26 protein-coding genes are annotated in these 24,668 nt (G+C 56.8%); 15 read left to right on the top strand and 11 right to left on the bottom strand.

The window, feature by feature from the left end:
* The first annotated feature begins 107 nt into the window (after positions 1–107).
* Positions 108–1,271 carry an alpha-hydroxy acid oxidase gene (locus tag ACXYMP_RS04745; protein WP_298568097.1) on the top strand — a complete coding sequence of 388 codons (1,164 nt, stop codon included), beginning with the start codon at positions 108–110 and terminating at the stop codon, positions 1,269–1,271.
* A gap of 50 nt (positions 1,272–1,321) precedes the next feature.
* On the opposite strand, the gene fliP is transcribed toward ACXYMP_RS04745, so the two are convergent.
* The 4 genes from fliP to fliF are packed head-to-tail and all read right to left on the bottom strand — an operon-like array spanning position 1,322 to position 4,632.
* Positions 1,322–2,062 (bottom strand): flagellar type III secretion system pore protein FliP, encoded by a 741-nt coding sequence (gene fliP / locus ACXYMP_RS04740; protein WP_298568098.1) that lies wholly within the window; start codon positions 2,060–2,062, stop codon positions 1,322–1,324.
* Between the two features lie 17 nt (positions 2,063–2,079).
* A complete protein-coding gene (locus tag ACXYMP_RS04735) occupies positions 2,080–2,370 on the bottom strand; it encodes a FliM/FliN family flagellar motor C-terminal domain-containing protein (protein WP_298568099.1) in 291 nt (96 codons plus the stop codon).
* Positions 2,363–2,971, bottom strand: a complete 609-nt coding sequence (locus ACXYMP_RS04730; RefSeq protein WP_298568101.1) for a FliH/SctL family protein — start codon at positions 2,969–2,971, stop codon at positions 2,363–2,365. Before ACXYMP_RS04730 ends, ACXYMP_RS04735 begins: the two co-directional genes overlap by 8 nt.
* A gap of 14 nt (positions 2,972–2,985) precedes the next feature.
* On the bottom strand, positions 2,986–4,632 hold the full coding sequence (gene fliF / locus ACXYMP_RS04725) for a flagellar basal-body MS-ring/collar protein FliF (RefSeq protein ID WP_458904644.1): 1,647 nt from the start codon (positions 4,630–4,632) through the stop codon (positions 2,986–2,988).
* Between the two features lie 127 nt (positions 4,633–4,759).
* Between fliF and ACXYMP_RS04720 the strand changes: the two genes are divergently transcribed.
* The 11 genes from ACXYMP_RS04720 (at position 4,760) to ACXYMP_RS04670 (ending at position 15,485) form a co-directional block, all read left to right on the top strand.
* Positions 4,760–5,257 (top strand): flagellar basal body-associated FliL family protein, encoded by a 498-nt coding sequence (locus ACXYMP_RS04720; protein ID WP_458904642.1) that lies wholly within the window; start codon positions 4,760–4,762, stop codon positions 5,255–5,257.
* Positions 5,258–5,272: 15 nt separating this feature from the next.
* Complete coding sequence (locus tag ACXYMP_RS04715; protein ID WP_458904640.1) at positions 5,273–5,662, top strand: hypothetical protein; 390 nt, start codon at positions 5,273–5,275, stop codon at positions 5,660–5,662.
* Entirely contained in the window at positions 5,659–6,276 is a 618-nt protein-coding gene (locus ACXYMP_RS04710; RefSeq protein ID WP_458904638.1) for a MotE family protein, read from the top strand. The genes ACXYMP_RS04715 and ACXYMP_RS04710 overlap by 4 nt, the downstream gene beginning before the upstream one ends.
* Before the next feature lie 75 nt (positions 6,277–6,351).
* Entirely contained in the window at positions 6,352–7,221 is an 870-nt protein-coding gene (motA, locus tag ACXYMP_RS04705) for a flagellar motor stator protein MotA (RefSeq protein ID WP_298568111.1), read from the top strand.
* Complete coding sequence (locus tag ACXYMP_RS04700; protein WP_458904635.1) at positions 7,218–9,476, top strand: hypothetical protein; 2,259 nt, start codon at positions 7,218–7,220, stop codon at positions 9,474–9,476. The genes motA and ACXYMP_RS04700 overlap by 4 nt, the downstream gene beginning before the upstream one ends.
* A gap of 78 nt (positions 9,477–9,554) precedes the next feature.
* Positions 9,555–10,373 carry a transglycosylase SLT domain-containing protein gene (locus ACXYMP_RS04695; protein ID WP_458904633.1) on the top strand — a complete coding sequence of 273 codons (819 nt, stop codon included), beginning with the start codon at positions 9,555–9,557 and terminating at the stop codon, positions 10,371–10,373.
* Entirely contained in the window at positions 10,370–12,451 is a 2,082-nt protein-coding gene (flhA, locus tag ACXYMP_RS04690; protein WP_458904631.1) for a flagellar biosynthesis protein FlhA, read from the top strand. The genes ACXYMP_RS04695 and flhA overlap by 4 nt, the downstream gene beginning before the upstream one ends.
* Positions 12,448–13,221 (top strand): flagellar biosynthetic protein FliR, encoded by a 774-nt coding sequence (locus ACXYMP_RS04685; protein ID WP_298568120.1) that lies wholly within the window; start codon positions 12,448–12,450, stop codon positions 13,219–13,221. The genes flhA and ACXYMP_RS04685 overlap by 4 nt, the downstream gene beginning before the upstream one ends.
* Positions 13,221–14,321: an EscU/YscU/HrcU family type III secretion system export apparatus switch protein gene (locus tag ACXYMP_RS04680; protein ID WP_458904628.1), complete on the top strand. Its 1,101-nt coding sequence runs from the start codon at positions 13,221–13,223 to the stop codon at positions 14,319–14,321. The genes ACXYMP_RS04685 and ACXYMP_RS04680 overlap by 1 nt, the downstream gene beginning before the upstream one ends.
* Positions 14,314–14,715, top strand: coding sequence for a hypothetical protein (locus ACXYMP_RS04675; RefSeq protein ID WP_458904627.1), 402 nt, complete (start codon positions 14,314–14,316; stop codon positions 14,713–14,715). Before ACXYMP_RS04680 ends, ACXYMP_RS04675 begins: the two co-directional genes overlap by 8 nt.
* 110 nt (positions 14,716–14,825) lie before the next feature.
* Entirely contained in the window at positions 14,826–15,485 is a 660-nt protein-coding gene (locus ACXYMP_RS04670) for a 50S ribosomal protein L25/general stress protein Ctc (protein ID WP_458904626.1), read from the top strand.
* Between the two features lie 56 nt (positions 15,486–15,541).
* On the opposite strand, the gene ACXYMP_RS04665 is transcribed toward ACXYMP_RS04670, so the two are convergent.
* Entirely contained in the window at positions 15,542–16,195 is a 654-nt protein-coding gene (locus tag ACXYMP_RS04665) for an FkbM family methyltransferase (protein ID WP_458904625.1), read from the bottom strand.
* Positions 16,196–16,346: 151 nt separating this feature from the next.
* Here ACXYMP_RS04665 and pth point away from each other — a divergent pair, with 151 nt between their 5' ends.
* The 3 genes from pth to ACXYMP_RS04650 are packed head-to-tail and all read left to right on the top strand — an operon-like array spanning position 16,347 to position 19,262.
* Positions 16,347–17,054, top strand: a complete 708-nt coding sequence (gene pth / locus ACXYMP_RS04660; protein ID WP_458904624.1) for an aminoacyl-tRNA hydrolase — start codon at positions 16,347–16,349, stop codon at positions 17,052–17,054.
* Positions 17,051–18,073, top strand: a complete 1,023-nt coding sequence (locus ACXYMP_RS04655; RefSeq protein ID WP_458904623.1) for a DUF2332 domain-containing protein — start codon at positions 17,051–17,053, stop codon at positions 18,071–18,073. Before pth ends, ACXYMP_RS04655 begins: the two co-directional genes overlap by 4 nt.
* A gap of 22 nt (positions 18,074–18,095) precedes the next feature.
* The gene (locus ACXYMP_RS04650; protein ID WP_298568141.1) at positions 18,096–19,262 is read left to right on the top strand and encodes a serine hydrolase domain-containing protein; all 1,167 of its coding nucleotides are present in this window, start codon (positions 18,096–18,098) and stop codon (positions 19,260–19,262) included.
* 6 nt (positions 19,263–19,268) lie between these two features.
* Here ACXYMP_RS04650 and trpB read toward each other — a convergent pair whose 3' ends face one another.
* From trpB to ACXYMP_RS04620, 6 genes are all read right to left on the bottom strand, one after another.
* Positions 19,269–20,516, bottom strand: coding sequence for a tryptophan synthase subunit beta (gene trpB / locus ACXYMP_RS04645; RefSeq protein ID WP_298568143.1), 1,248 nt, complete (start codon positions 20,514–20,516; stop codon positions 19,269–19,271).
* A 13-nt stretch (positions 20,517–20,529) separates the two neighbouring features.
* Positions 20,530–21,174 (bottom strand): phosphoribosylanthranilate isomerase, encoded by a 645-nt coding sequence (locus ACXYMP_RS04640; protein ID WP_298568146.1) that lies wholly within the window; start codon positions 21,172–21,174, stop codon positions 20,530–20,532.
* Between the two features lie 6 nt (positions 21,175–21,180).
* Positions 21,181–21,531 carry a LapA family protein gene (locus ACXYMP_RS04635; RefSeq protein ID WP_458904622.1) on the bottom strand — a complete coding sequence of 117 codons (351 nt, stop codon included), beginning with the start codon at positions 21,529–21,531 and terminating at the stop codon, positions 21,181–21,183.
* A 9-nt stretch (positions 21,532–21,540) separates the two neighbouring features.
* Positions 21,541–21,822 carry an integration host factor subunit beta gene (gene ihfB, locus ACXYMP_RS04630; protein ID WP_298568151.1) on the bottom strand — a complete coding sequence of 94 codons (282 nt, stop codon included), beginning with the start codon at positions 21,820–21,822 and terminating at the stop codon, positions 21,541–21,543.
* Positions 21,823–22,113: 291 nt separating this feature from the next.
* Entirely contained in the window at positions 22,114–23,793 is a 1,680-nt protein-coding gene (gene rpsA / locus ACXYMP_RS04625) for a 30S ribosomal protein S1 (protein WP_298568154.1), read from the bottom strand.
* Between the two features lie 239 nt (positions 23,794–24,032).
* Positions 24,033–24,662, bottom strand: coding sequence for an NAD(P)H-dependent oxidoreductase (locus tag ACXYMP_RS04620; RefSeq protein ID WP_298568157.1), 630 nt, complete (start codon positions 24,660–24,662; stop codon positions 24,033–24,035).
* Positions 24,663–24,668 lie beyond the last annotated feature (6 nt).

Here is a 24,668-nt window from a genome sequence, read left to right as displayed (position 1 = left end):
CGCCCCTGTGCGTGGAATTTTCGATCCAGTTAGGCCGCGCCAAAGGTCCATTGCCAAGCAAAAGAACTGCTGGTAAGTTTTCTTTACCAATTTTTCAGGAGGCTGAAATGCCCGTCATCACCGAAATCGAAGACCTGCGCCGCATCTACCAGCGGCGGGTGCCAAAGATGTTTTACGATTATGCGGAAAGCGGCAGTTGGTCCGAGCAGACGTTTCGCGAAAACACTTCGGATTTCGAAAAGCTTTATTTTCGACAGCGGGTCGCGGTGGATATGGACAACCGCTCCACCCAGACCAAGATGATCGGGCAAGATGTGGCCATGCCCGTCGCGCTTGCGCCCGTCGGGTTGACCGGGATGCAATGCGCAGATGGTGAGATCAAGGCGGCACGAGCGGCCGAAAAGTTCGGCGTGCCCTTCACGTTGTCCACCATGTCGATCTGCTCGATTGAGGACGTGGCCGAAAACACCTCTGCGCCGTTCTGGTTTCAGGTCTACACCTTGAAAGATGACGACTTTATGCAGCGGCTGTTTGACCGGGCCCGCGCCGCGAATTGCACGGCCATTGTCATCACCGTTGATCTTCAGGTTCTGGGGCAGCGCCACAAGGACTTGAAGAACGGCTTGTCTGCCCCGCCCAAATTGACCGCAAAATCGGTCGCGAACATGATGACCAAGGTCCAGTGGGGCTTGGGAATGCTGGGCACCAAGCGACGGTTCTTCGGCAACATTGTCGGTCACGCACAAGGGGTCGAAGACCCCTCATCGCTTCACACATGGACCGCGCAGGCTTTCGATCCGTCACTGGATTGGGACCGCATTCGACAGTTCAAAAAGATGTGGGGCGGTCCGATGATCATCAAGGGGATCATCGAGCCAGCAGACGCGATCGAGGCGGTGAACGCCGGTGCAGATGCGATCATTGTGAGCAACCATGGCGGGCGCCAGCTTGATGGCGCGCTCAGTTCCATCCGCGCATTGCCCGCTGTGCTTGACGCCGTCGGTGACAAGGTCGAGGTCCATCTGGACAGTGGCATCCGGTCAGGGCAGGACGTTCTGAAAGCGGTCGCGATGGGCGCCAAGGGCACCTATATCGGCCGCGCATTCACCTATGGCCTGGGCGCGATGGGGGAAGAGGGTGTCACCAAGGCGTTGGAGGTGATCCACAAAGAGTTGGATATTTCGATGGCGTTCTGCGGTCACACCGACATCTCGACCGTGGATCGTTCAATTCTACACGTGCCAAAAGGGTTCTCAGGCGACTGGGAATAGCCCGACCCGGAACCAGTTGGGTCGCGTTTGGGCATCGCCAACCCTCGTTGCTAGAAATAGCTGCGGACCAAGGCGCCTGAAATCAGCGTCCAACCATCCGCAACAACAAAGAACGCCAGCTTGAAGGGCAGCGACACAATCGCGGGCGGCACCATCATCATGCCCATCGACATCAGAATGGCCGCGACCACAAGGTCGATGACCAGAAACGGAAGAAACACAAGAAAACCGATCTGAAAGGCGCGCTCGACTTCTGACAGCAAGAAAGACGGCACCAGCAAAGACATTGGCGCATCAGCACCGACAGTTACGCCCGCTGTTTGCTCACGAAGGGTTGCAAGATGTTCGAAGGTTTCCGGGTCGATCCGGTCTGCCATGAAGAGGCGGAAGGGTTCGATCGCGGCCAGAAACGCTGGTTCGATTTCCAGCTTGCCTTCGGAAAACGGCTGGCCACCCTGGGTCCAGGCCTCAACGAAGACGGGTTCCATAATAAAATAGGTCAAGAACAGCGCAAGGCTGATGATCAACATGTTTGGCGGCGACTGCTGTAGGCCGATCGCCTGTCTGAGAATAGACAGAACCGTGACGAGAAAGGGGAAGCAGGTGACCATGATGGCCAACCCCGGCACAAGGCTAAGCACCGTGAGCAGAACGAAAATCTGGATTGTTCGCGTCGCCAGCGACCCATCATCCCCGAGCGAGATGGAGATGTCCTGCGCACTGGCCTGACCGGAGGCGCCGATCCCAAGCAGGACCGCGAGCACTACAGCGCGAAGAAAGAGCGGTGCCATGAGGAACAACCTTTGCTTCACAATCCGGATTTGAGGTCTGCAACTTCGGTCAAACGAACGGCGAGTTGGCCTTGCGAGTCTCCGGTCAGCTCTTCCAGTTCGCCGCGTGCGATAAGCTGCCCGCCGACATAAAGCTCAACAGGATCGTCGATCTTCTTGTCCAAAGGCAGGACGGAATCCTGTGCCAGCTGCAAAAGCTCTTGCACTGTCGGGCGTGCGCATCCGACCGAAATCGTGACTTCGATCGGAACTTTGACGAACGGGCTTTTTGCGCCTTGAGCATCGGTTTCAGGTGCGGGTTCAGCCATAGTTGAATGCCTTCTCGTTGATGTCATAAACTGCTTCGACGGCATCTTTGATACGGTCGAGCGCCGAACTCAGGTCTATCCGCCGCTCAGCCGTCGGCGAACGAAGGTAGACCTGACCCTCGGGCAATGTGCTTTCTTCCACGATTTCAAATGGAACCGCATTTGGGTGCTGCATCAGGTGATCCAAAGCCCCACGGCTGGCGGGTGAAACCAAGACTTGGATAGGTGAATCGGCGGCTTGCTCCGCCATCGGGATCAGCTCTTCGTTGATCACCTGCCCCAATGCTTCTTGAATGGCTTTTGGAAGAACCGTTTCCACCATCGCAGTCAGCAACGGCTCCAGTGTTCCAAGGACGTGACTTCGTGCTTCCTGAAAAGTGAACCCTAGATCTTGAAGGTTGCGTGCGAACTCGGCTTCAACGCGTTCTTTTTCGTCGGTATTGGCTTTCGATGCGTCATCCCAGCCCGCCTGATAGCCCGCGGCATAGCCTTCCAGGCGTTTGCTCTCCAGATCAGCTGCCGTTTGATCTGTATCTGATGAGTGTTCGTTGCCCCGCAGATCACTTGAAACACGCGCATCTACAGCGCCGAATTCCTCCAAGAACACGCGCGCGCTCATCGCGCCACCTCTTCATCATCTTCCATCCAACCGCGCAGAATCTCGACCGTTTCGGACTGACGCTCGGCAATCAGGTTTCGAAGTCGCTGAACAGGGTCATCCGAACCAGTGTCATCGTCGCCGAAATCAATATCCGACACGACTGCCATTTCGGGGGGTGCAAAGTCACCATCGTCGATCTCGCCAGTAAAAGCTGGCAGTGGCGCGATCTCTTGGGTTGCGGGCAGCATAGAGGTATTAGCGCGGTCTTGAGGCAGTCCCGGCAACGCAGCAGCGCCCGTCGCCCCCTGATCGATTTTTCCTTGCGCTGCAAAGATAGGACGCAGAACGAACAAGCCAAGAACGAGGCTCACAACCGCCAAGAAGGCCATCTGCACCAACGAGGTTACATCAAGGTCAAGCCCCGCCAGAAGTCCGGCCGATGGCGCCGTCCCATCGGCGACGATCGCTTCGAACCGCATTGTCTTGATTGTAATTTGATCGCCGCGCCCTTCGTCAAAACCAACCGCCCCGGCCACCAGATCGCGCAAACTTTCCAACTCGTCGGCGGTTCGCGGCTCCCAGACTTCATTGCCGTCAGCGTCGGTCGTTTTTAAGCCGTCAACCAATACTGCCACCGTCAGCCGTTTCACCGCACCTGGTGATTTCACAACTTCTCGTGTAGTTTCAGAGACCTCGTAGTTAATACGCTCGCGGCTTTCTGACGTGTTCGATGACGAATTTCCACCACCCGCTGCGTCGCCTTCCGGCAGGTTCGAAGCCACGGTAACGCCGGCGTTCGCGCTGTCCTTGGCTGTGTTCGATGTCTCTTGTGTGTCCGTCGAGATAGCGACGCGGCTTTCGGGATCAAAGCGGCGTTCCAAAATGGATTCCTGCTCTGTCGCAGTCTCCAGGTTCAGCTCGACGACGGCATTTCCGAACCCGACTCGCGCCTCGATCAATCGTTCGACATTGCGCTTCAATTGGGCCGCCCGATCAGAGGCCGCCCCAGAAAGATTTTCGGTTTCATCACCACTGCCCAACAGCCCACCGCGACTGTCGATAATCGACACCCGATCAGGCGACAGCCCCGGCACAGCCGACGCGACAAGGAATTTCAGCGCCTTGACCTGCGCAGGTGCCAAGGTGCCGCTGGACGTGGTCGCGGTAACCGAGGCTGAGGGTTCGTTGCGCTGACGAAACTGTTGGGAGGAGACATTTCCGATATGCACGCGGGCATTCTGAATGAGTGGGCTTGCGACGATTGTGCGTGCCAGTTCGCCTTCCTTGGCGCGCCAATAGGCGGCATCGAACATCTGCGATGTCGTTCCAAACCCGCTTAATCCGTCAAGCAATTCGTAGCCTTGACCGCTATTTGCGGGCAGACCTTCGCTGGCCAACGTCATACGCAGGCTGTCGCGTGCGGAATCGTCGACCAAGATCGAGCCACCGCGGATTTCATAGGCAACGCCGCGTGCTTCAAGTGCGTTGACGACATCACCCGCGGCCCCATTTTCCAGACCGGCATACAGCAGTGTCATCCGCGGGTTCGTCGCCATACGGGACAAACCAATCACCGCAGCGAACATCGCAAGCGTGGCCAACACGACGATCACGCGTTTTTTCATGTCCAGGGCGGTCCAAACCGAAGTGATCTGCTGCAAGACGTAACTCCTTTCACGAGCGGGCTTCTGCCCCCGTCACTGAATGCCGTTATCGTCAATCGCCCTTAACAATTGGTTAGTGCCCAGAGGTTTATAACGATTCGAGACAAGAAACTTGGATGCACTCATGGCAGAACCGGAAACCAAAGAAGACACCGCAGACGAAGCACCTAAAAAATCTTCCAAGAAGGGGCTTCTTATTGGGTTGGTGTTGGCCCTTCTCCTTGGCGGTGGCGGGTTTTTTGCGGCCTACACTGGGGTCGTTGGCAGCGCCTCCAGCCAAGAAGATGCGCATACGGAAGATCCGCAATTGACCGATCTTCCGCCGGTCGCATTCGTCGAAATGGAACCGCTTGTCGTTTCATTGGGAAAGTCAGGTGCCACGCGCCACTTGCGCTTCCGCGCCTCTCTAGAGGTCGTGCCAGGTCACGAAGCGGACGTGCAAAATGTGCTGCCGCGCGTGGTGGACGTGCTGAATTCGTATTTGCGCGCGGTTGAACTTCCGATGCTGGAAAACCCAGCCGCTCTTATCCAGCTGCGTGCGCAAATGCTGCGCCGCATTCAATTGGTAACCGGCGAAGGTCGCGTGCGGGACCTGCTCATCTTGGAATTCGTCCTCAACTAAGAAGGAGGGACACACATGGATATCCTCGCAGACATTCTTTTGGGCCTCGGTGCTCTTGGTGCGGCTGTCTATTGTCTGGTGCTGTCCAGGCGCCTGCGTCGCTTCAACAATCTACAAAATGGCATGGGCGGTGCGGTGGCGGTTTTGTCGGCACAGGTCGATGACATGACGAAAACGCTGGACAAAGCCCGATTGGCCGCAGGCGAAAGCGCCGCCGTGCTGGGCGACTTGACAGAGCGCGCGGAAAGCTCTGCGCGCAAACTGGAACTGATGATGGCCAGTCTACATGACATTCCCGACCACACTGAAAATCACGACGCAAGTAGCGATAGCCAGGCGCAGAACCATCAGGAAGACGCTCCACCACTGTTTTCAAGCAATCGGGTGCTGGAGGCTGCAGAATGAATCGTCCGGACAACCCCGACAGCCCGCCAAGAACATCGCGGCGCAAATCCACGAACCGACGCATACTGCTTTTTCTGGCCATCATGTTGGCCTCCTCCGGGCTGGTTCGATTGGGGCCATTGGGTATGGCTGTGGCAGATGATGTAACCACCATCCTGAAAGGCACTTCAGCTGAACCCGTCGAAAATGACAGCTGCAAGAGCGACGCAGATATCGAACGGCTGTTGGCAGCCCTGCAAAATCGCGAAGCTGCAGTTGCGAAACGAGAGACTGCCCTTGAAGATCGCCTGAAGGCTTTGTCTGTCGCCGACGAACAGATAGCGCGTAAAATGGATGCCTTGATCGTTGCTGAACAGAAATTGGCTGCGACGATGGCGACTGCCAAAACAGCTGCTGCGGATGATCTGAATGGGCTGACGACCCTCTATGAGAACATGAAGCCCAAACAGGCCATTCCTCTATTCGAGGAAATGGCGCCGGAATTTGCTGCAGGATTCCTGTCGCGTATGAAAGCGCCTATTGCGGCTCAGATCATGGCTGGGTTGAAGCCTCAGACCGCTTACGCGATCAGCGTTGTGTTGGCAGGCCGGCATACAGATGTGCCGACGAACTGACCAACGGTCGCGTTTTATTAACCCAGTGATGTCATGTTGAACCCGAACAAGCACGTATATGCGCAGAGGTAAAAGATGATCGGTTTCGTCGGTATTGCGTTGATCTTCGTTATGGTTTTCGGCGGCTACCTTGCTGCGGGCGGCAAGATGGGGATCATCCTCAAATCGCTTCCCTTCGAATTCACCATGATCGGGGGGGCCGCGGCGGGCGCTTTTGTCATTTCCAACGACATGGCAGCAATCAAACACACAATGAAAGACATCGGGAAGGTGTTCAAGGGTCCCAAATGGACACACGAAGACTACAAAGACTTGCTGTGCTTGCTGTTTGAGTTGATACGACAAGCCCGGCAAAACGCTGTGGCGCTTGAAGAGCATATTGAGAATCCATCCGAAAGCACCATCTTTTCTCGTTATCCCAAGATCTTGGAGGACGCCGAAGCGGTAAACCTAATCTGTGACACCCTCCGTTCGGCCTCCATGAATTATGATGATCCCCATCAAGTCGAGGAGGTTTTGGAAAAGCGCATGGATGCAAACCTGCACCATGCACTGCATTCCAGCCATGCCCTTCAGACTGTTGCAGACGGTTTGCCTGCCCTTGGCATTGTCGCTGCTGTTCTCGGGGTGATCAAAACAATGGGGTCGATTGATCAGCCACCCGAAATCCTTGGCAAGATGATCGGGGGGGCACTGGTCGGGACCTTTCTTGGCGTTTTTCTGGCTTATGGGTTGGTTGGGCCGTTTTCAGCCAAGGTCAAAACAGTGGTCGAGGAAGATGCCCACTTCTACCAGCTTATCCGTGAAGTGCTGGTGGCAAATCTCTACAACCATTCTGTCAACATCTGCATCGAGGTGGGCCGCCAGAACACACCGGGACATCACCGGCCCAGCTACTCTGACCTTGAGGAAGCGTTAAAAGAGGTCAAACAAGCGGCGGCATGATTATGATGGTTCGCCTTTTCTTGGCCACTCTTCTGCTAGCGCCGACGCTGTCGGAAGCACGCGAGATAGTTGTCCGCTCGGGCGAGCATGCAGATTTCTCAAGGCTGGTGATCTATACAGACACCAATGACGTGGCCGAGTTCAACCAAACGCCAAAAGGCTATGTCCTGTCGACGAAGGACCCAAGCAACACGTTCACTACCAAGCGTGTCTTTGAGAAGATTCCCAGAACCCGTATTTCTGCCGTCTTCAGCGCTCAAGACGGCAGCTTAAAGATCATCGCAGATTGTGATTGCCATGCCAAAACGGAACGACTGCCTAGTGGCCCGTATGTCATTGATATCTTTGATGGTCCCAGCGGTAAAAATCCAGAAACCTTGGTCGCTCACAGCAAGCGTGACGCGCTCGCGCAATCTCCAGCGGCAAGCCTTACGCCAAGTGCCGTTCGGCTGGGATTGCCGATTGGGCAGACCTCGTCTGACAAGCCCGAGGAGGCAAGCACCAAAGACACGATCGCGGAAAGACCTTCCAAAGATGCCGATGAAGCCGCTGCGGTTCAAACTACAGACCGCTTGACCGAAGACACGCTCTTGGCTCAGCTTTCGCGCGCTGCGGCCCAAGGCTTGGTCAGCACCTCGGTCGACCAACTCCTTCCTGTTGCAGACACTGACGCGCCGGGCCTTACGAGTGCTGAACCACCCGATGTGCCCGCGCCGGAAACAGTCCTGGTTACTCCAGACGACCATATCGCGATTCAGACTGCCGTAGATCGAGAGGCCAACAGCAATCTCGGGCATACGATGGTCACAGAAAATGGCGTTCGTTGTCTGGACGCGGACGCTTTTGCAATCGCGCACTGGGCCACAAACGAGGGGAGAGAACTTGATTTCTCGTCTCAAAGGGCCGAGCTGTTTGGCGAATTTGATCGCTTGAATGAAACAGCCCTGAACCGGCTTGTCCGCAACCAAATTTATCTCACTCTGGGCGCAGAAGCCCTATCCTATCTATCTGCTTTCCCTAACGAAATCTCTGAACACGCTGTTTTGAGTGCCATGGCCGAAATCATGGACCAAGGTGAGTCATCACACTCTGAATTCTTGGCACCCCAACTAATCTGTGACGGTGAGGTCGCGCTTTGGGCAGTGCTTGCTCAGCCCGCGCTTCGTGCCGGAACTGAAATCAATTCTTCTGGGGTTCTTCGAGCTTTCTCGGCCCTACCCACGCATCTACGAACGCATTTAGGACCTTTACTGGTCGAGAAATTCCTTTCTGGCGCAGACCGTGCGACCGCACATGAGATCAATCAGGTATTGGAGCGCACTCAAATTGAAGACCTCCACCCGCCTTCGCTCTCAAATGCGCGGTTGCAAGTACTTGAAGGGGACAAGCATCGTGGCCTTCAACAGCTTGAAAACATAATCAATGCTGATGTCGATACAGCGGCGGAGGCTATGCTTCTCAATGTCGACACTTTGATCGCCTCGGATGAAGGCATACCAGAACGTACATTGGAGCTCCTTTCGACACTCACCTATGAAAACCGCGCCACAGAAATTGGATCCGAACTGGCACATGCCGAAATTCGCGCTCTTGCTCATGTCGGGCGGATAGAACAAGCTTTTGACGCATATCAGGCACTAGAAAGCCCCGACTTTGAAGCGCGCGCGCAGTTGCTTGCGACGCTGGCGCAGGCCTTGACTGAAAAGGCTTCTGATGCCGTCTTCCTGCGATTTGCCTTGTCTTCTGACAGGTGGACGGATGCGACCAACAGCGCTCGCTTTGCAATCGCACAAAGGCTGTCTCGGCTCGGGTTCGCGGAGCCGGCAAAGCAAATGGTGCTGCTTGACCAGCAGCCCCCCGACAAAAACGAGCGAATTCTCATCGCGCGTTCAGCTTTGACCGAAGGGCGTCCTGAGGTTGCACTCGGCTATCTTGCGGGTCTCGACAGCCCGGACGCGCTGGAATTGCGAGCGGCCTCGCTTTCTGGATTGGGTCGCCACGAGGATGCGGCAGAGCTTTTTGCGATCTTGCAGAAACCGGACGCAAGGCTTTCAGAGCTATGGCGATCTGGTACCTGGGCCGCATTGGGCCGCTCACCGAACGAAACGCTTGCTGCCACTGCGTCGCTCGCCAGTTCAAGCGATGCGCAACTGGCTGATGCGACCACACTTTCTGCCTATCAGTCTTTGTTAACTGCAAGTGCCGGGGCAAGGACGACGCTGGATCGGTTGCTAGCTGAATTCCCGACACCCTAAGATGGGACATGGTTACCGCTTGTTAAGGGAGCATGCGTATTCTGAGCATCAAATCCGCAGCAAGAATTGCGCAGCAACATGCCCGAAGCCCTTAAAGTATCTCCTTCGCTGTTTGGCGACCACAAACACAGCACATTATTGACCAGAATTGCATTGGCCTTGATGCCAATGATCATCTTTATCGCCAAGCTAACCGCAGCGCATGCCAGCACTTTTCAGACTGCAGCCTGTTATGACGCCGCTTATTTGGCGGCTGCCGAAACCGGTGTTCCCGTGTCGGTTCTGAAAACCATCACTCTGGTCGAAACAGGACGCAAGCAGACGGCCGCGCTGCAGCCCTGGCCCTGGACGGTCAATATGGAAGGAACGGGGGTTTGGTTTGACACTTTCGAAGAGGCAGAAAGCTATGTTCAAACCCATTTGTCGCGTGGAGCGGAAAGCTTTGATGTTGGTTGCTTCCAGATCAACTACAAATGGCACCGACAACACTTCACGTCGATAAGTGAGATGTTCGACCCCCTGCCCAATGCGCGCTATGCAGCGCGCTTCCTTCTTGAGTTACATCAAGAGTTTGGGGCGTGGGATGCTGCTGCTGGAGCTTACCACTCGCGCACGCCACAGCACGCGACAACCTACAAGGCGAAGTTCCGAACGCTGCGCCGTCAGTTTCTGGCTGAAGATGGAGTCCCGATCCGGCTTGCACATAATCGACAGTTGCGCACAGGACCAGTGGCTCCGACTGGCCACGCCCGCGACATCGTTCCACGGCAAAATGACTTTCCGTTACTACAAAGAAACGCCGGTTCAACCACACTCGGCTCGCTTGCCCCGATCAGTGGCGCCTTGGCTGCAACAAGCCTGTTTTCAGAACGAAGCGGTCAGGGGTTGTGGAAATGATCCTGGTTCAGAAGATTTTTCACCCGACCATTTTGCTCGCTCTGGCACTAATGGCCATTATCGTAATGATGATCTTGCCGATGCCAGCCTGGGTTTTGGATGTCGGTCTGGCCGCATCGTTTGCCTTGGCCATTCTCATGTTCACCGTAACGTTGTTCATTGAGCGGCCGCTGGATTTCTCGGCCTTCCCGACCGTTCTTCTTGCTTCGCTGATGTTGCGATTGTCCCTGAATGTATCGTCTACGAAGTTGATCATCGGGCAAGGTCACACTGGCACTTCAGCCGCCGGAAGCGTTATCGAAGGGTTCGCGAGCTTTGTGATGGGTGGGAGCGTTCTGCTGGGGCTCGTGGTGTTCTGCGTTCTGCTGATCGTGAATTTCATCGTAATCACGAAAGGCGCCGCGCGCATGGCCGAAGTCGGTGCGCGTTTCGCGCTTGATGGCATGCCCGGCAAACAATTGGCGATCGACAGCGACATGTCCGCGGGTGCTATTGACCACACCGAGGCCAAGGCTCGCCGTGAACGCGAGCAGGCTGAAACCACGTTTTTCGGATCGCTGGACGGGGCCTCGAAATTCGTCAAAGGCGATGCGGTGGCAGGTTTGCTGATCACCGCCTTGAATTTGGTGATGGGGCTGCTGATCGGCGTGGTTGTCCACGATATGGAGATCGGCCGCGCCTTTCAAACCTACGCAATCCTGACGGTCGGCGACGGGCTTGTGACTCAGATCCCGGCGGTCGTCATTTCAATCGCTTCAGCCCTGCTATTGGCGCGCGGGGGCACTTCTGGTTCGACCGATCTGGCGTTGTTTTCGCAATTGGGCAAATACCCATCAGCGCTGGCAACTGTGGCCGTCTTGATGGCACTTTTCGGATTGGTTCCGGGCTTGCCATTCATCCCGTTTATCTTGGGTTCAATGGCTTTGGCAGCCGCCGCATGGAAGGGCCATCAAATTCTGAAGAAAGAGGCTGAAAACACCGCTGCGGAAACGTTGGATGACAGCACCATGCCACGCAAGGAAAGTATGGGCGATATATTGGATCTTGACGACATCCATGTTGAATTTGCGCCCGATCTCGTGTCGATGGTGTTGGATCCTTCGACCGGACTAGACGCCCGCATATCAAGCATCCGCAACCATATCGCCGGTGCTTTCGGCTTGATCCTGCCAGAAATCCGACTGACCGATGACAGCATGCTTCCGCCCGGCACCTACGCCATCAAGATTCAAGGCATCGAACAGGCGCGCAGCAGGCTGATTCCGGACAAGACATTGGTTATTCTGGCTGGCGATGGTGACGACATCCCCGCCGGAGAGGACGTGAAGGAGCCGGTCTATGGTGCGCCTGCCCGCTGGGTAAGCGAAGACGACCAAGAAGAAGCAGCCCTTTCTGGCTGCGCCGTCATCGCCCCGACCGAAGTATTGGCCACGCATCTTCTTGAGGTGATGAAACGAAACTTTCCGCGCTTGCTCGGGCTTAAGTCGCTGCGGCGTTTGCTGGACGAGTTTGTCAATCTTTCAGACCCCGCCCGCGCCGAGGCCAACCGCCGTTTGCTGGAGGAACTGATCCCCGACAAGGTGCCCTTGGATCTACTGCATTCCGTGCTCAGACTGCTTCTGGAAGAGCGCGTGTCAATTCGCAACCTGCCCGTCATTTTGGAAAGTGTAGCAGAGGCCAAGCCCGTCTTCGGATCGCCAGAAGCCATCTGTGAATACGTCCGGCAACGTCTTGGGTTCCAGCTGATTGCCGACCTGAAACGAGAGGACGGCACCGTTCCTCTGGTTCAACTGGCCCCGGAATGGGAAGAAAGATTTCAAGCCCACCAACTGGACGGCGACCGGGGCAATGACGTCGCACTTCCACCGGAAGAGTTCAACAAACTGGCAAATTCGGTTGCGGACCGGATCGCACGTGCCGGCGAAAACGGTATCTACCCAGCGGTTGTCACCTCATCACGCCGGCGCCGGTTTTTGCGCACGGTTCTATCTGCAAAGGGAATTGCGAATCCCGTTCTATCGTTCGAGGAAATCGGAACTGAAGCGCGCCCCTCTTTGGTCGGCATGATTTCAGCGTGACTGAGGCGCTTGCATATATCTCGGACTTGGCTTCGGGCTTTTTGGTGGTCGGTTTCATCGTGTTCCTGCGGGTCGGTGCTGCGATGGCATTGTTGCCTGTCTTCGGTGAAAGATCGGTGCCACCGCGCGTGCGGTTGGGCCTTGCTCTTGCCTTCAGCCTGATCGTCGCCCCGGCAGTCGCATCCGACATCGGCGTCACGATCGAGCCCCAAGCCCAGATGCTGTTGCTCGCCTCGGAACCTATTATCGGGCTGGCATTTGGGTTGGTCTTGCGACTTGTGATCATGAGCCTTCAGATCGCAGGCAGTATTGCAGCACAGTCCACGTCGCTTGCACAATTGATGGGGGGCGCGAATGCCGACCCTCAACCTGCGCTTGGGCATGTTTTGCTGATCGCCGGGCTAGCCTTGGCGGCAATGATGGGTCTGCATGTCAGGATCGCCGAGGGCTTCATCCTGTCCTATCGCGCCTTCCCCCCAGGTGTATTTCCGGCCGCACAGGCTTTTTCGAACTGGGGCCTCACGCACATTGCTCAGGCTTTCACCTTAGCGTTCACTCTGGCCGCGCCCTTCGTGATCGTGTCATTGCTCTACAATGTCGCCCTGGGCGTCATTAACCGCGCGATGCCCCAGTTGATGGTGGCCTTCGTGGGGGCGCCGGCCATCACTGCGGGGGGCTTGATCCTTTTGTTCTTAACGACCCCTTTGCTGCTGCCCATCTGGCGCGCAGCGCTGGCGGCCGCACTCTCTGATCCGTTCGGAGGCTGGTGATGTCCGACACGGAAGACGACGACAGCAAACAACACGAGCCGACACAAAAGAAGCTGGACGATGCGCGAAAACGTGGCGAAGTTGCCCGATCATCCGATCTGAACACCGCCATGTCTTATCTTGTCCTGCTCCTACTGGCGATGAGCATTGGCGCGGCGTCGTTGAAAGGTGTGGGCGCGCTTTTGGCAGGCATGCTGGCGCGCGCTGACACGCTTGCAAGCGACGTGTTCCGAGGGGGTGGGAGCGACCTGTCCGCCGCGTTGCTGCTGGGCGTTGGTGGCCAAATGGCGCCTTGGTTCATTGCGCCTGCCATTGCCGTATTGGTCCTGTCAATTGCGACGCGCAGCTTCGTTGTCGCGCCTGAGAAGGTTCAGCCCAAGCTCAACCGGCTGTCATTGCTTTCCAACGCGAAGAACAAATTCGGTCGATCCGGTTTGTTCGAATTTTTCAAGAGCTTCGTCAAACTCACCATCTACACCGTGGTGCTGGGCGTTTTCATTTGGGTGAAGCTGCCTCAGATGCTGGCCACGTTGTCGCTTAGCGCAGGGATGGCAACCGTCGTGCTGCTCAAACTTTGTGTCGCGTTCTTCAGTTTGGTGCTGCTGATCGCAATGATCATCGGTGGAATTGATTTCATGTGGCAGCAGCAGGAACATACCCGCAAAAACCGCATGTCCCACAAAGAGCTGATGGACGAAATAAAGCAAAACGAAGGTGACCCCCATATGAAGCACCAGCGCCGGCAAAAGGGGTATGATATTGCGATGAACCAGATGCTGGCAGAGGTGCCCGAGGCAGATGTCATCGTTGTAAACCCGACCCACTACGCTGTGGCGCTGAAATGGTCACGACTGCCCGGCGAAGCCCCGGTCTGTGTCGCAAAAGGGGTAGATGAAATTGCCGCCCGCATCCGCGAAGTCGCGGCAGAGCACGGAATTCCCATCCACCGTGATCCACCCACCGCGCGCGCGCTGCATGCCACCGTAGAGATCGGCGAACAAATCCCGCCAGACCAGTATCAGGCCGTTGCCGCAGCTATCCGGTTCGCCGAAAAAATGCGCAGCCGCGCGCGACGCTCTTTCGGGGGTGCGAATGACTGATCAGCTATCAAAACTGCACCAGCTTTCGGCGATGAAATATGATCTGGCCATGTCAGATCTTGCGCGTCACAATCAAAAGATACAGTCGCTGGAGGCGCAGATTTCGGATCTGCGACGCCGCCTTTTCGACCTCCCCAAAGGTGGTTCGCCAGGCGACGTGCCAATCGCAATGTCCAGCGGGTATTTCGACAAGTGGCAGCGGTGGGCAGAGATGCAGATTATGCAACTGAACATTTCGTTGGCCCGCGCTCGCGCCGACCGCGAATCCTACCTTGCACAAGCCCGCGTTGCATTCGGACGCCGCAGCGCCACCGAGGCCTTGAAGGACAGGGCCGCACTGGAACGGCGGGTCAGGGTCGCAAAGGCCCTGGAACAAAGCGCGTCATCAAACTGAAGAGCCGAGAAATCGCTTTCCTTTTGGGGAATGCCGGTCTATAGGCACGGCTTCAACCGCGGGACTTACACCCTTGGAGGAATCCCGCTCAAACAAACTGGAGAATTTCCATGGCAAAACAGATTCCTGATCTAGTCGCCACGGTACGGACGGGGACAGGCAAGGGGGCCGCTCGTCAAGCTCGCCGCGAAGGCTTGGTACCGGGTATCGTGTATGGTGGCGGTGTAGATCCGATGCCGATCAACATCCCCTTCAACGAGCTGCTGAAGAAGCTGAAAGCTGGCCGCTTCCTTTCGACCCTTTGGAACCTGAAGGTTGAGGGCACAGATGATTTCCGCGTCATCTGCCGGAACGTTCAACGTGACGTGGTAAAGGACCTTCCGACACACCTTGACCTTATGCGTCTGCACCGCAACACGCGGATCAGCCTGTTCATTCACGTTGAGTTCACCAACGAAGAAGAAGCGCCTGGCTTGAAAAAAGGCGGCGTTCTTACCGTTGTGCGCCCGGAAGTCGAACTGAATGTCATGGCGGGTGAAATTCCCGATCAGATCGTTGTCGACCTCACGGGCCGCGAAGTCGGCGACGTCATTCACATCTCGGATGTCGATCTTCCCAAAGGCGCGAAAGTCACCGTTGATCGTGACTTCGTAATCGCCAACATTTCGGCGCCCAGCTCGCTGCGGTCTGCTGATGAGGACGAAGAAGAAGAGATTGAAGAGGTCGCAGCAGACGAAGTCGAAGCGACTGAAATGAAGTCTGAAGAATAAGATCGTCCGATTGGATGATTGGTAAGCGGGCCCCTTGGGGTCCGCTTTTTTGTGACTCAATCTGATGCAACTCTCTGAAAGACAACAACATTTCCGCGAGACCCCCACGGCATATAGGTAAACCCCGCCCGCGACATTCCATCGAAAATTTGCTGAATATCAGGCGGACCATACAGCTGCGGATGGATTTCCATGATCACAAACCGCACGGACTTGGCCCAGCTTTGTTGCGCCAGTTCGACCTCTGCGCCCTCGACATCCATCACGACAAAGCTCGGGTCGAAGGCCTCGAACAGATCGCTCAGTTTCAGGGCCGGAACCGACACCAGTTTTGATTTCTGACCTGGTGCACCATTGGAGATGGACGACGCCCAAAATGCCGCCTTCGCTTCGAAGGTGACAGTGTCCTGCTTGTAACTGTCCGCCACGACAGCCCCATGCAGCACCCTTAGGTCAAGCGCATCGTTCAACGCCAGGGTTCGACCAATTGAACGCACCATATCGGGGTTGGCTTCGACGGTGGTTACATTGCCTGCACCCACAATCTTTGCAGCCTGCACGGCTAGATAGCCGGCCCCCCCGCCCAGATCCAACACACGGTCTTCGGGCTTGAGGTGCCGCTTTATCCCTGCCAACTCCTTACCTTCATAATGCCCCTGCCCAATCGCGTCTTCAATTGCAGGGTTGAGGCAGCGTTGAGGGATCTGCAAAGTTATTCCGTCTATGTGAAACCGGGGCAAAAATAGCCTCCTTCTGCTGGCGTGCGATGCAATGATTGCAACCTGTTAAGGGGACCTCTATTTTGTTCGGACCCCAGAATGTCCGGGGTTCCGTCGAAATGTCCAGTAGAAAGGCCTGCCGATGAAAATCTTTGTGGGACTTGGAAACCCCGGCCCGAAATACGCCGGGAATCGCCACAATATTGGTTTCATGGCGCTGGACCGGATAGCGGATGACCACGGGTTTGCGCCTTGGCGGGGTAAATTTCAGGGCGCCTTTTCAGAGGGTCTGCTTGGCAATCAGAAGGTGCTGTTGCTTAAACCCGAGACGTTCATGAACCTGTCGGGCCAGTCCGTCGGCGAAGCGATGCGGTTTTACAAACTGACTTCTGACGACGTTATCGTATTCCATGACGAACTGGATCTGGCCCCCGGCAAGGTGCGCGTGAAGCAGGGCGGCGGGCACGCCGGGCATAACGGTCTGCGCTCGATCCACGCTCATATCGGGCCGGACTATACCCGCGTGCGGATGGGCATCGGGCATCCGGGGAACAAGAATGCGGTCTCGTCCTATGTTCTGCGCGATTTCGCCAAGGCGGATGAAGGCTGGCTGGATGACGTGTTGCGCGGCTGTGCCGACGGGGCGGTGGATCTTGTCGAAGGGGACAGTGGCAAGTTCATGAACGCCATCGGGCGGCGGATCAATCCGCCGCGTTCTTCCACGTCGCAACCGAAAACCGAAGCCGTCAAAGCCAATCCCGCACCGGCGTCGCCTTCCGAGCAAAAAGCGGACGCCGAACCCAAGGAAACCCGCAGCCCACTACAACGCCTGATGGACAAGTTTTCATGAGCCTACGTGACGCGCTGCGTCACCAGGCGGGCAGCAACAGGCATCTTGACTCGCCTTTCACCGCGCGCGTGCTGGACCTGCTGGCAGATAACATCCAGCCCGGCACGCCACTGACAGATCGGATGTTTGACTGGTCGGGTGACATCGGACCGCGTGGGCATTCGGTGCCGCTGCGCCTTTTGGCCGGGCTACACGCACTGGTCTTGATCGACGCCTGCCCCGCGTTGCAAGCGGTCTATCCGCCGAACCCTTCACCCGACGACGCCAGCCTTTGGGCTGCGATTCAAGTGGCGTTGACCGATCACGCCGCGCTTCTGGACCGCTGGCTGGACAATCCGCCACAAACCAACGAGGTGCGTCGCGCCGCGATTCTGATTGCGGCCGGGCATCTTTTGGCGGGGCGGTTTGGGCTTCCGATACATATGTATGAACTGGGGGCGAGCGCCGGCTTGAACCTGATGTGGGATCAGTTTGCACTTGATCTGCCCGACGGGCGCCTTGGCCCAAACACCGCGGCTGTGACGTTGTCACCTGAATGGCGCGGTGATGCGCCTTCCGGGCCATGCCCGCAAATCACGCGGCGGCGGGGTGTTGATCTGATGCCGATGAATGCGCATGACCCCGATGATGCGCTTCGGCTGATCTCGTATCTTTGGGCAGACCAACCAGAGCGGCTTGCCCGCACCCGCGCCGCCATCGCGATACTGGACGCAGAAGTTGACGCCGGTGACGCAGCCCCATGGCTTGAGGCCCAGTTGCGCCACACGGCACCTGATCACCTGACGCTCGTTTATCATACGATCGCGTGGCAGTATTTTCCGCCCGAAACGCAAGCGCGCTGCGCGGCGGCCATCAAAGCCGCGTCACAGCACGGACCGGTCGCCCATCTTTCGATGGAAGCCGACGAACGACGCGGCGCAGGGGCTGCAATCACTCTGATGATATGGCCAGAGGGACAGAAGTTGACGCTTGGTCGCGTCGATTTTCATGGACGTTGGGTGGATTGGACGGCACCCTAACCCTGAACTAACAGGAGGTCACATGCGTCGGTTTTTCAAGCGCCTGCTACAGGTTGCGCTGTTCATCGCTCTTTTGGTCGGTGCCGCAGCCTTCTGGAAGCGGGAGGAAATCGGCAGGTTGCTGACCGTGAACTCTTTGTTTTCAGAAGAGAAAATTGTTCATAACTTCTCGCACATGGATCAGGCCTTTCTGACCGTTACGATGGCGCGCGACGGCGGGAAGGTGTCGCCCTTACCTGCCGGTGATCCACTTGTCCTACCTGCGGGCACAGAGGGTTGGATCAAGGACCGCGCTGTCACGGGTTTGGTGGTGTTGAAGGATGGAACCCTGCGCCATGAAAGCTATTATCTTGATACGTCGCCCGATGACCGCCGCATCAGCTGGTCTGTCGCGAAAAGCTTCTTGTCGGCGTTGACCGGGATCGTTTTGGAACAGGGCGCGATTGCGTCGCTTGATGACCCCGTCGAAAACTATGCACCGGCCCTGAAAGGCAGCGCCTACGAAGGCGCGACGATCCGCAATGTCTTGAACATGTCCTCGGGCGTGGTGTTTAACGAAGACTATCTGGACTTTAATTCTGACATCAACCGCATGGGGCGGGTTCTGGCGCTTGGCCAGTCAATGGATGCGTTCGCCGCCGGGCTAAGCGAAACTTTCGCCCCCCCGGGTGCGACATGGCAATATGTGTCTATCGACACGCATATCATCGGAATGGTGCTCCGAGGGGCGACCGGGCAGTCCATTCCCGATCTGATGCAGAAATACTTGGTGCAACCGATGGGGTTCGAAGCTGACCCGGTCTATATCACTGATGGCGGCGGCGTTGCCTTTGTTCTGGGCGGTCTGAACCTGCCAACCCGTGACTATGCCCGGTTCGGAGAGATGTTTCGGCGCAGCGGAGAATGGAATGACACCCAGATCGTTCCTGCCGATTGGGTCACGCAGTCAACGCGCCCCTCTGCGGCGACCGCGCCAGGTGCCGAGCAATATGGATACCAGTGGTGGATCGCGCCAGATGCGCCCGCAGGCGAATACTTTGGGCGCGGAATATACGGCCAGTATATCTATATAGACCGCGACAACGGCGTGGTGATCGCGGTGAACAGCGCCGACCGGGGCTTTCGTCAAGACGGCGTCCACGCCGCCAATATCGACATGTTTCGCGCTATTGCGGCAGCGATGGACTAAGCAGGCTCAGTCCGCGTCGCGACCCTCGGTGTCCGACATGTCAAAGCCAAGATACTTGGCGACCGTATAGATATCCTTGTCGCCGCGCCCACACATGTTCATGCAGATGATGTGGTCGTTCGGCAGATCCGGGGCGATCTTCATCACATGCGCCAGCGCGTGGCTGGGTTCCAGCGCGGGAATGATCCCTTCGGTCTGGCAGCACAACTGGAAGGCCTCTAGCGCCTCTTTGTCGGTGATCGCGACATATTCCGCCCGACCGATTTCGTGGAGCCAGGAGTGTTCTGGGCCGATACCCGGATAATCCAATCCGGCCGAGATCGAATAGCCATCAAGGATTTGCCCGTCATCATCTTGCAACAGGAACGTGCGGTTGCCGTGCAGAACGCCCGGACGCCCGCCTGTCAAGGACGCGCAATGCTCCATCTTTTCGTTCACACCTTTGCCGCCGGCCTCGACGCCGATGATGCGAACGGTTTTGTCGTCCAGAAACGGGTGGAACAGGCCGATTGCGTTCGACCCCCCACCGATCGCGGCAATGAGCGTATCAGGCAGGCGACCTTCGGCAGCTTGCATCTGCGCTTTGGCTTCTTTTCCAATGATCGACTGAAAATCGCGCACCATGGCCGGATAGGGGTGCGGTCCAGCGGCGGTGCCGATGCAATAAAACGTGTCAGCCACATTGGTCACCCAGTCACGCAGCGCGTCGTTCATCGCGTCTTTCAGCGTGCCGCGGCCCGAACTGACGGGGATCACCTCGGCCCCGAGAAGGCGCATGCGGAACACATTCGGCGCTTGTCGCTGAACGTCATGGGCACCCATATAGACGATGCACTTCAAGCCAAATTTGGCACACACGGTTGCGGTGGCGACGCCATGCTGCCCTGCGCCCGTTTCTGCAATAATCCGCGTCTTGCCCATGCGACGGGCCAGAAGGATCTGACCCAGCACATTGTTGATCTTGTGCGCGCCTGTGTGGTTCAGCTCGTCGCGTTTCATATACACTTTTGCGCCACCCAGATGCCGGGTCAAACCCTCAGCGAAATAGAGCGGACTGGGGCGGCCGACATAGTGGGTCCAGAGGTGGTCCATCTCGGCCCAGAAGCTGTCGTCGGTCTTGGCGTGCTCATATTCGGCTTCCAGATCAAGGATCAACGGCATCAGCGTTTCGGACACGAACCGTCCCCCAAAGTCGCCAAAGCGGCCCTTTTCATTGGGGCCATTCATGAAGCTGTTGAAAAGTTCGTCGGCCATGGGCTCACTCCCCCTATGCGGCAGCATGTGCAGCGGCACAGAACGCCGCGATCAACTTCTCATCCTTGATCCCCGGCGCAGATTCAACCCCTGACGAAACATCTACTTGCTTTGCGCCTGTCAAACGGACAGCCTCTGCAACGTTTTCCGGGGTCAGCCCGCCAGCCAACATCCACGGGCAAGGCCAGTATTTACGCTGCACCAGCCGCCAGTCAAAGCTGATGCCGTTGCCGCCGGGAAGGTCCGCACTTTTCGGGGCCTTGGCGTCGATCAACAATTGATCCGCCACCCCGGCATAAAGCTCTATCTGCCCGACATCTTCGGGTCCGGCGATGCCAATGGCTTTCATAACCGGCAGGCCGAAGCGGGCTTTCACTTGCGCGACCCGCTCGGGACTTTCTGAACCGTGCAGCTGAAGCATGTCCACCGTCGTTTCACCGACGATCCGGTCAAGCAACGCGTCATCGGCGTTCACCGTCAGCGCAACTTTAGCCACGCCGATGGGCACATCTTCCAGCAGACGCGCCGCGTCGGCCACGCTGATATTTCGAGGGCTTTTGGGAAAGAAAACGAACCCCAGATAGCGCGCTCCCGCCGCAGCCGCAGCCACAACATGGCGAGGCTCCGTCAGCCCACAGATTTTCACGACTGCGCTCATGAAAAGTCAGCTGGCGTCGTCGATCAGGGCCAGCACATCATCCCCGGTGCGGGCTTTTGGCTCGCGCAGGGTTTTGACTTCGCGGGCTAGCTGATCGCGTTCGCGGCGATGGCGCGCACCTTCGGCGCGGATCTTGTGTTCGCGGAACCATTCCCAAATGAAGCCGATCAGAACGCCGGCAATGACGCCAGCGAAGATCACGACGAACAGCGGAAGGGTCATCGACCAGCTCCACCCCAAGAACCCCGAAAGCTCCTGCGGCAGCAGGTTCAATGTTACTGTGTCGCGGTTTGCGAAGGCGACGGTCATCAGGGCGATCGCAAGGACCGCCAAGAAGGTGTAACGGATATAGCGCATGACTACCTCTTACTTGCCGTTAAGACGGTCCCGCAAAAGCTTGCCCGTCTTGAAGAACGGCACGTGTTTTTCTTCAACTTCAACCGACTCGCCCGTCCGGGGATTACGCCCGATACGAGCATCCCTTTTCTTGACGGAAAATGCGCCAAAGCCGCGCAGTTCGACCCGATCTCCGCGGGCCATGGCCTCGATGATCTCATCGAAGATGGTGTTGACGATGCGTTCGACGTCGCGCTGATAGAGGTGTGGGTTTTCATCCGCGATCTTCTGGATCAGTTCCGACCGGATCATCTTGGTCCCCCCAAATTGGTCTATGTAATGGATTTTGCATCCTTATTCCGTCCAACTATAGGAGCAAACACACGATCGAGATACAAGCTTTGCAGCAGACGAGGAAAAAAATCGGCGCAAAACGTCCAATTTCGGTCTGTTTTTCCGACCTTCGTGGGCCAAGAAATGGGGCAGAGCTGAACAACCCTTCGAAAACAGTGGCCGCAAAGGCAGCGTGATTCGTCACGCTGCAGACAGAAAAACGGCCCCGTGCATCGCACGAGGCCGCTTGTTGTCTTGTGTGGATAAAGCTTAGTCGTCTTGCTTCAGCGCTGCACCCAGAATGTCGCCCAACGAGGCGCCCGAGTCCGAGGAACCGTATTGTGCAACGGCTTCTTTTTCTTCGGCAATCTCGCGTGCTTTGATCGACAGGCCCAGACGGCGCGATTTGCTGTCCACGTTGGTCACGCGGACGTCCATCTTGTCACCAACCTGGAAACGCTCGGGGCGCTGCTCGGCACGGTCGCGCGACAGGTCCGAACGACGGATGAAGGATTTCATGCCTTCATACTCGACTTCGATGCCGCCTTCTTCGATCGAGGTCACTTCAACAGTGATGATCGAACCGCGCTTCACGCCGCCAATGGCGTCTGCGAAGGGGTCACCGTCCAGGGCTTTGATCGACAGCGAGATACGCTCTTTGTCGGTATCAACTTCCGAGACAACAGCTTTGACGATGTCGCCCTTCTTGAAGTCCTGGATGGCTTCTTCGCCACGCTGGTCCCAAGAGATGTCGGACAGGTGAACCATGCCGTCGATTTCGCCGTCGAGGCCAATGAACAGGCCGAATTCGGTGATGTTCTTGACTTCGCCTTCGACCTCGGTGCCCTCGGGGTGTGTTTCTGCAAACACTTCCCACGGGTTGCGCATGGTCTGCTTGAGGCCAAGCGACACACGGCGTTTCGCCTGATCGATTTCCAGCACCATGACTTCGACTTCTTGGCTTGTCGAAACGATCTTGCCGGGGTGAACGTTCTTCTTGGTCCACGACATTTCAGACACGTGCACCAGACCTTCGACGCCCGGCTCAAGCTCTACAAACGCACCGTAGTCGGTGATGTTGGTCACGCGACCAGTGTGCACTGTTTCCAGCGGGTATTTGCCAGCAACCAGATCCCACGGATCGTCTTGCAGCTGCTTCATACCAAGCGAGATGCGGTGGGTTTCCTTGTTGATCTTGATGACCTGAACCTTGATGGTTTCGCCGATCGTCAGGATTTCCGAAGGATGGTTCACACGGCGCCATGCCATGTCGGTAACGTGCAGCAGACCGTCAACACCGCCAAGGTCAACAAACGCACCGTATTCGGTGATGTTCTTGACGACGCCGTCAACCGCTTGGCCCTCGGTCAGATTACCGATGACTTCAGCACGCTGTTCGGCACGCGATTCTTCCAGAATTGCACGACGCGACACAACGATGTTGCCACGACGACGGTCCATTTTCAGGATCTGGAACGGCTGCTTCAGACCCATCAGTGGGCCAGCGTCGCGCACGGGGCGCACGTCAACTTGTGAGCCGGGCAGGAACGCAACAGCGCCGCCCAGATCGACCGTGAAGCCGCCTTTGACGCGACCGAAGATTGCACCTTCGACGCGTGCGTCGTCGGCATATGCTTTTTCCAGACGGTCCCATGCTTCCTCGCGGCGGGCCATCTCACGCGAGATAACAGCTTCGCCACGCGAGTTTTCGGCGGAACGAAGGAAGACTTCTACTTCGTCACCAACTGCGATTTCAGGGGCTTCGCCGGGGTTAGCGAATTCTTTAATGTCGACGCGGCCTTCCATCTTGTAGCCTACGTCGATGATGGCTTGGCCGGCCTCGATGGCGATGACCTTACCTTTGACAACCGAACCCTCTTCGGGGGTGTCCATTTCGAAGCTTTCGTTCAGGAGGGCTTCGAATTCCTCCATGGTTGCTTTAGCGCACATATGCGATTTGTTCCTTTACAAGTCGTTATTCGGGCCGTGCGGTTGTCTCCGCAGGTCTTGGATTTTCCAATTTGGTCAACGGGTTAACCACAATACAAAGAGGGCCGGAGCCTCCGACCCTGCTCGTATCCCTGTGATCGCAGTGTTTTCACCTTGTCGACAGGGGCGGGGAATACGGGGATTCTGCCAATAAAGCAAGGGGGATGCGCGGAATTGATCGCCCCTGCTCCAATTGTAGCCTAGTCGATCCGCGTCATTAGCTTTTCTACTGGTTTACGCACCTTTTTAAGCGACAAGAGCCAATCACCGCTTTCATCGCGGTATCCAAGTGGCAACAGAACGACCGACCGCAAGCCACGTGACTTGAGGTCCAGGATTTCGTCCACCTTTTCGGAGTCGAACCCTTCCATGGGTGTGCTGTCGACTTCCAATTCGGCTGCTGCCGCCAATGCGAACCCAAGCGCGATATAGGCCTGACGGGCAGCATGTTCGAAATTGGTGCGGTCTTCACGGGGCAGGTAGTTGGCTTTCAGATTGTCATAATACTGCGACAAAAGCGGGTTCTCTCCGCCGCGTTCGTCTTTCATCTGGTCAACCACCGCATCAATGCGGTCTGCGGTATAGGTGTCCCATGCGGCAAACACCAAAAGATGCGAGCCATCGGTGATCTGCGCCTGGTTCCAAGCGACCTTCTGGATGTCCGCGCGTTTTTCCGGGTTGGTGACGACGAACACTTCAAACGGCTGCGTGCCGCTGGAGGTCGGCGCCAGCCTGATGGCTTCCAGAATTTGGTCCAGCTTTTCATCAGGGACCACTTTCGACGGGTCCATTTTCTTTGTGGCATAGCGCCAGTTCAGCTTATCTAGCATGTGGGT

The sequence above is a fragment of the Aliiroseovarius sp. CAU 1755 genome, from assembly GCF_054482655.1.
Note: the sequence above shows the minus strand (reverse complement) of the source record. Positions and strands in the feature narration are given on the sequence as shown.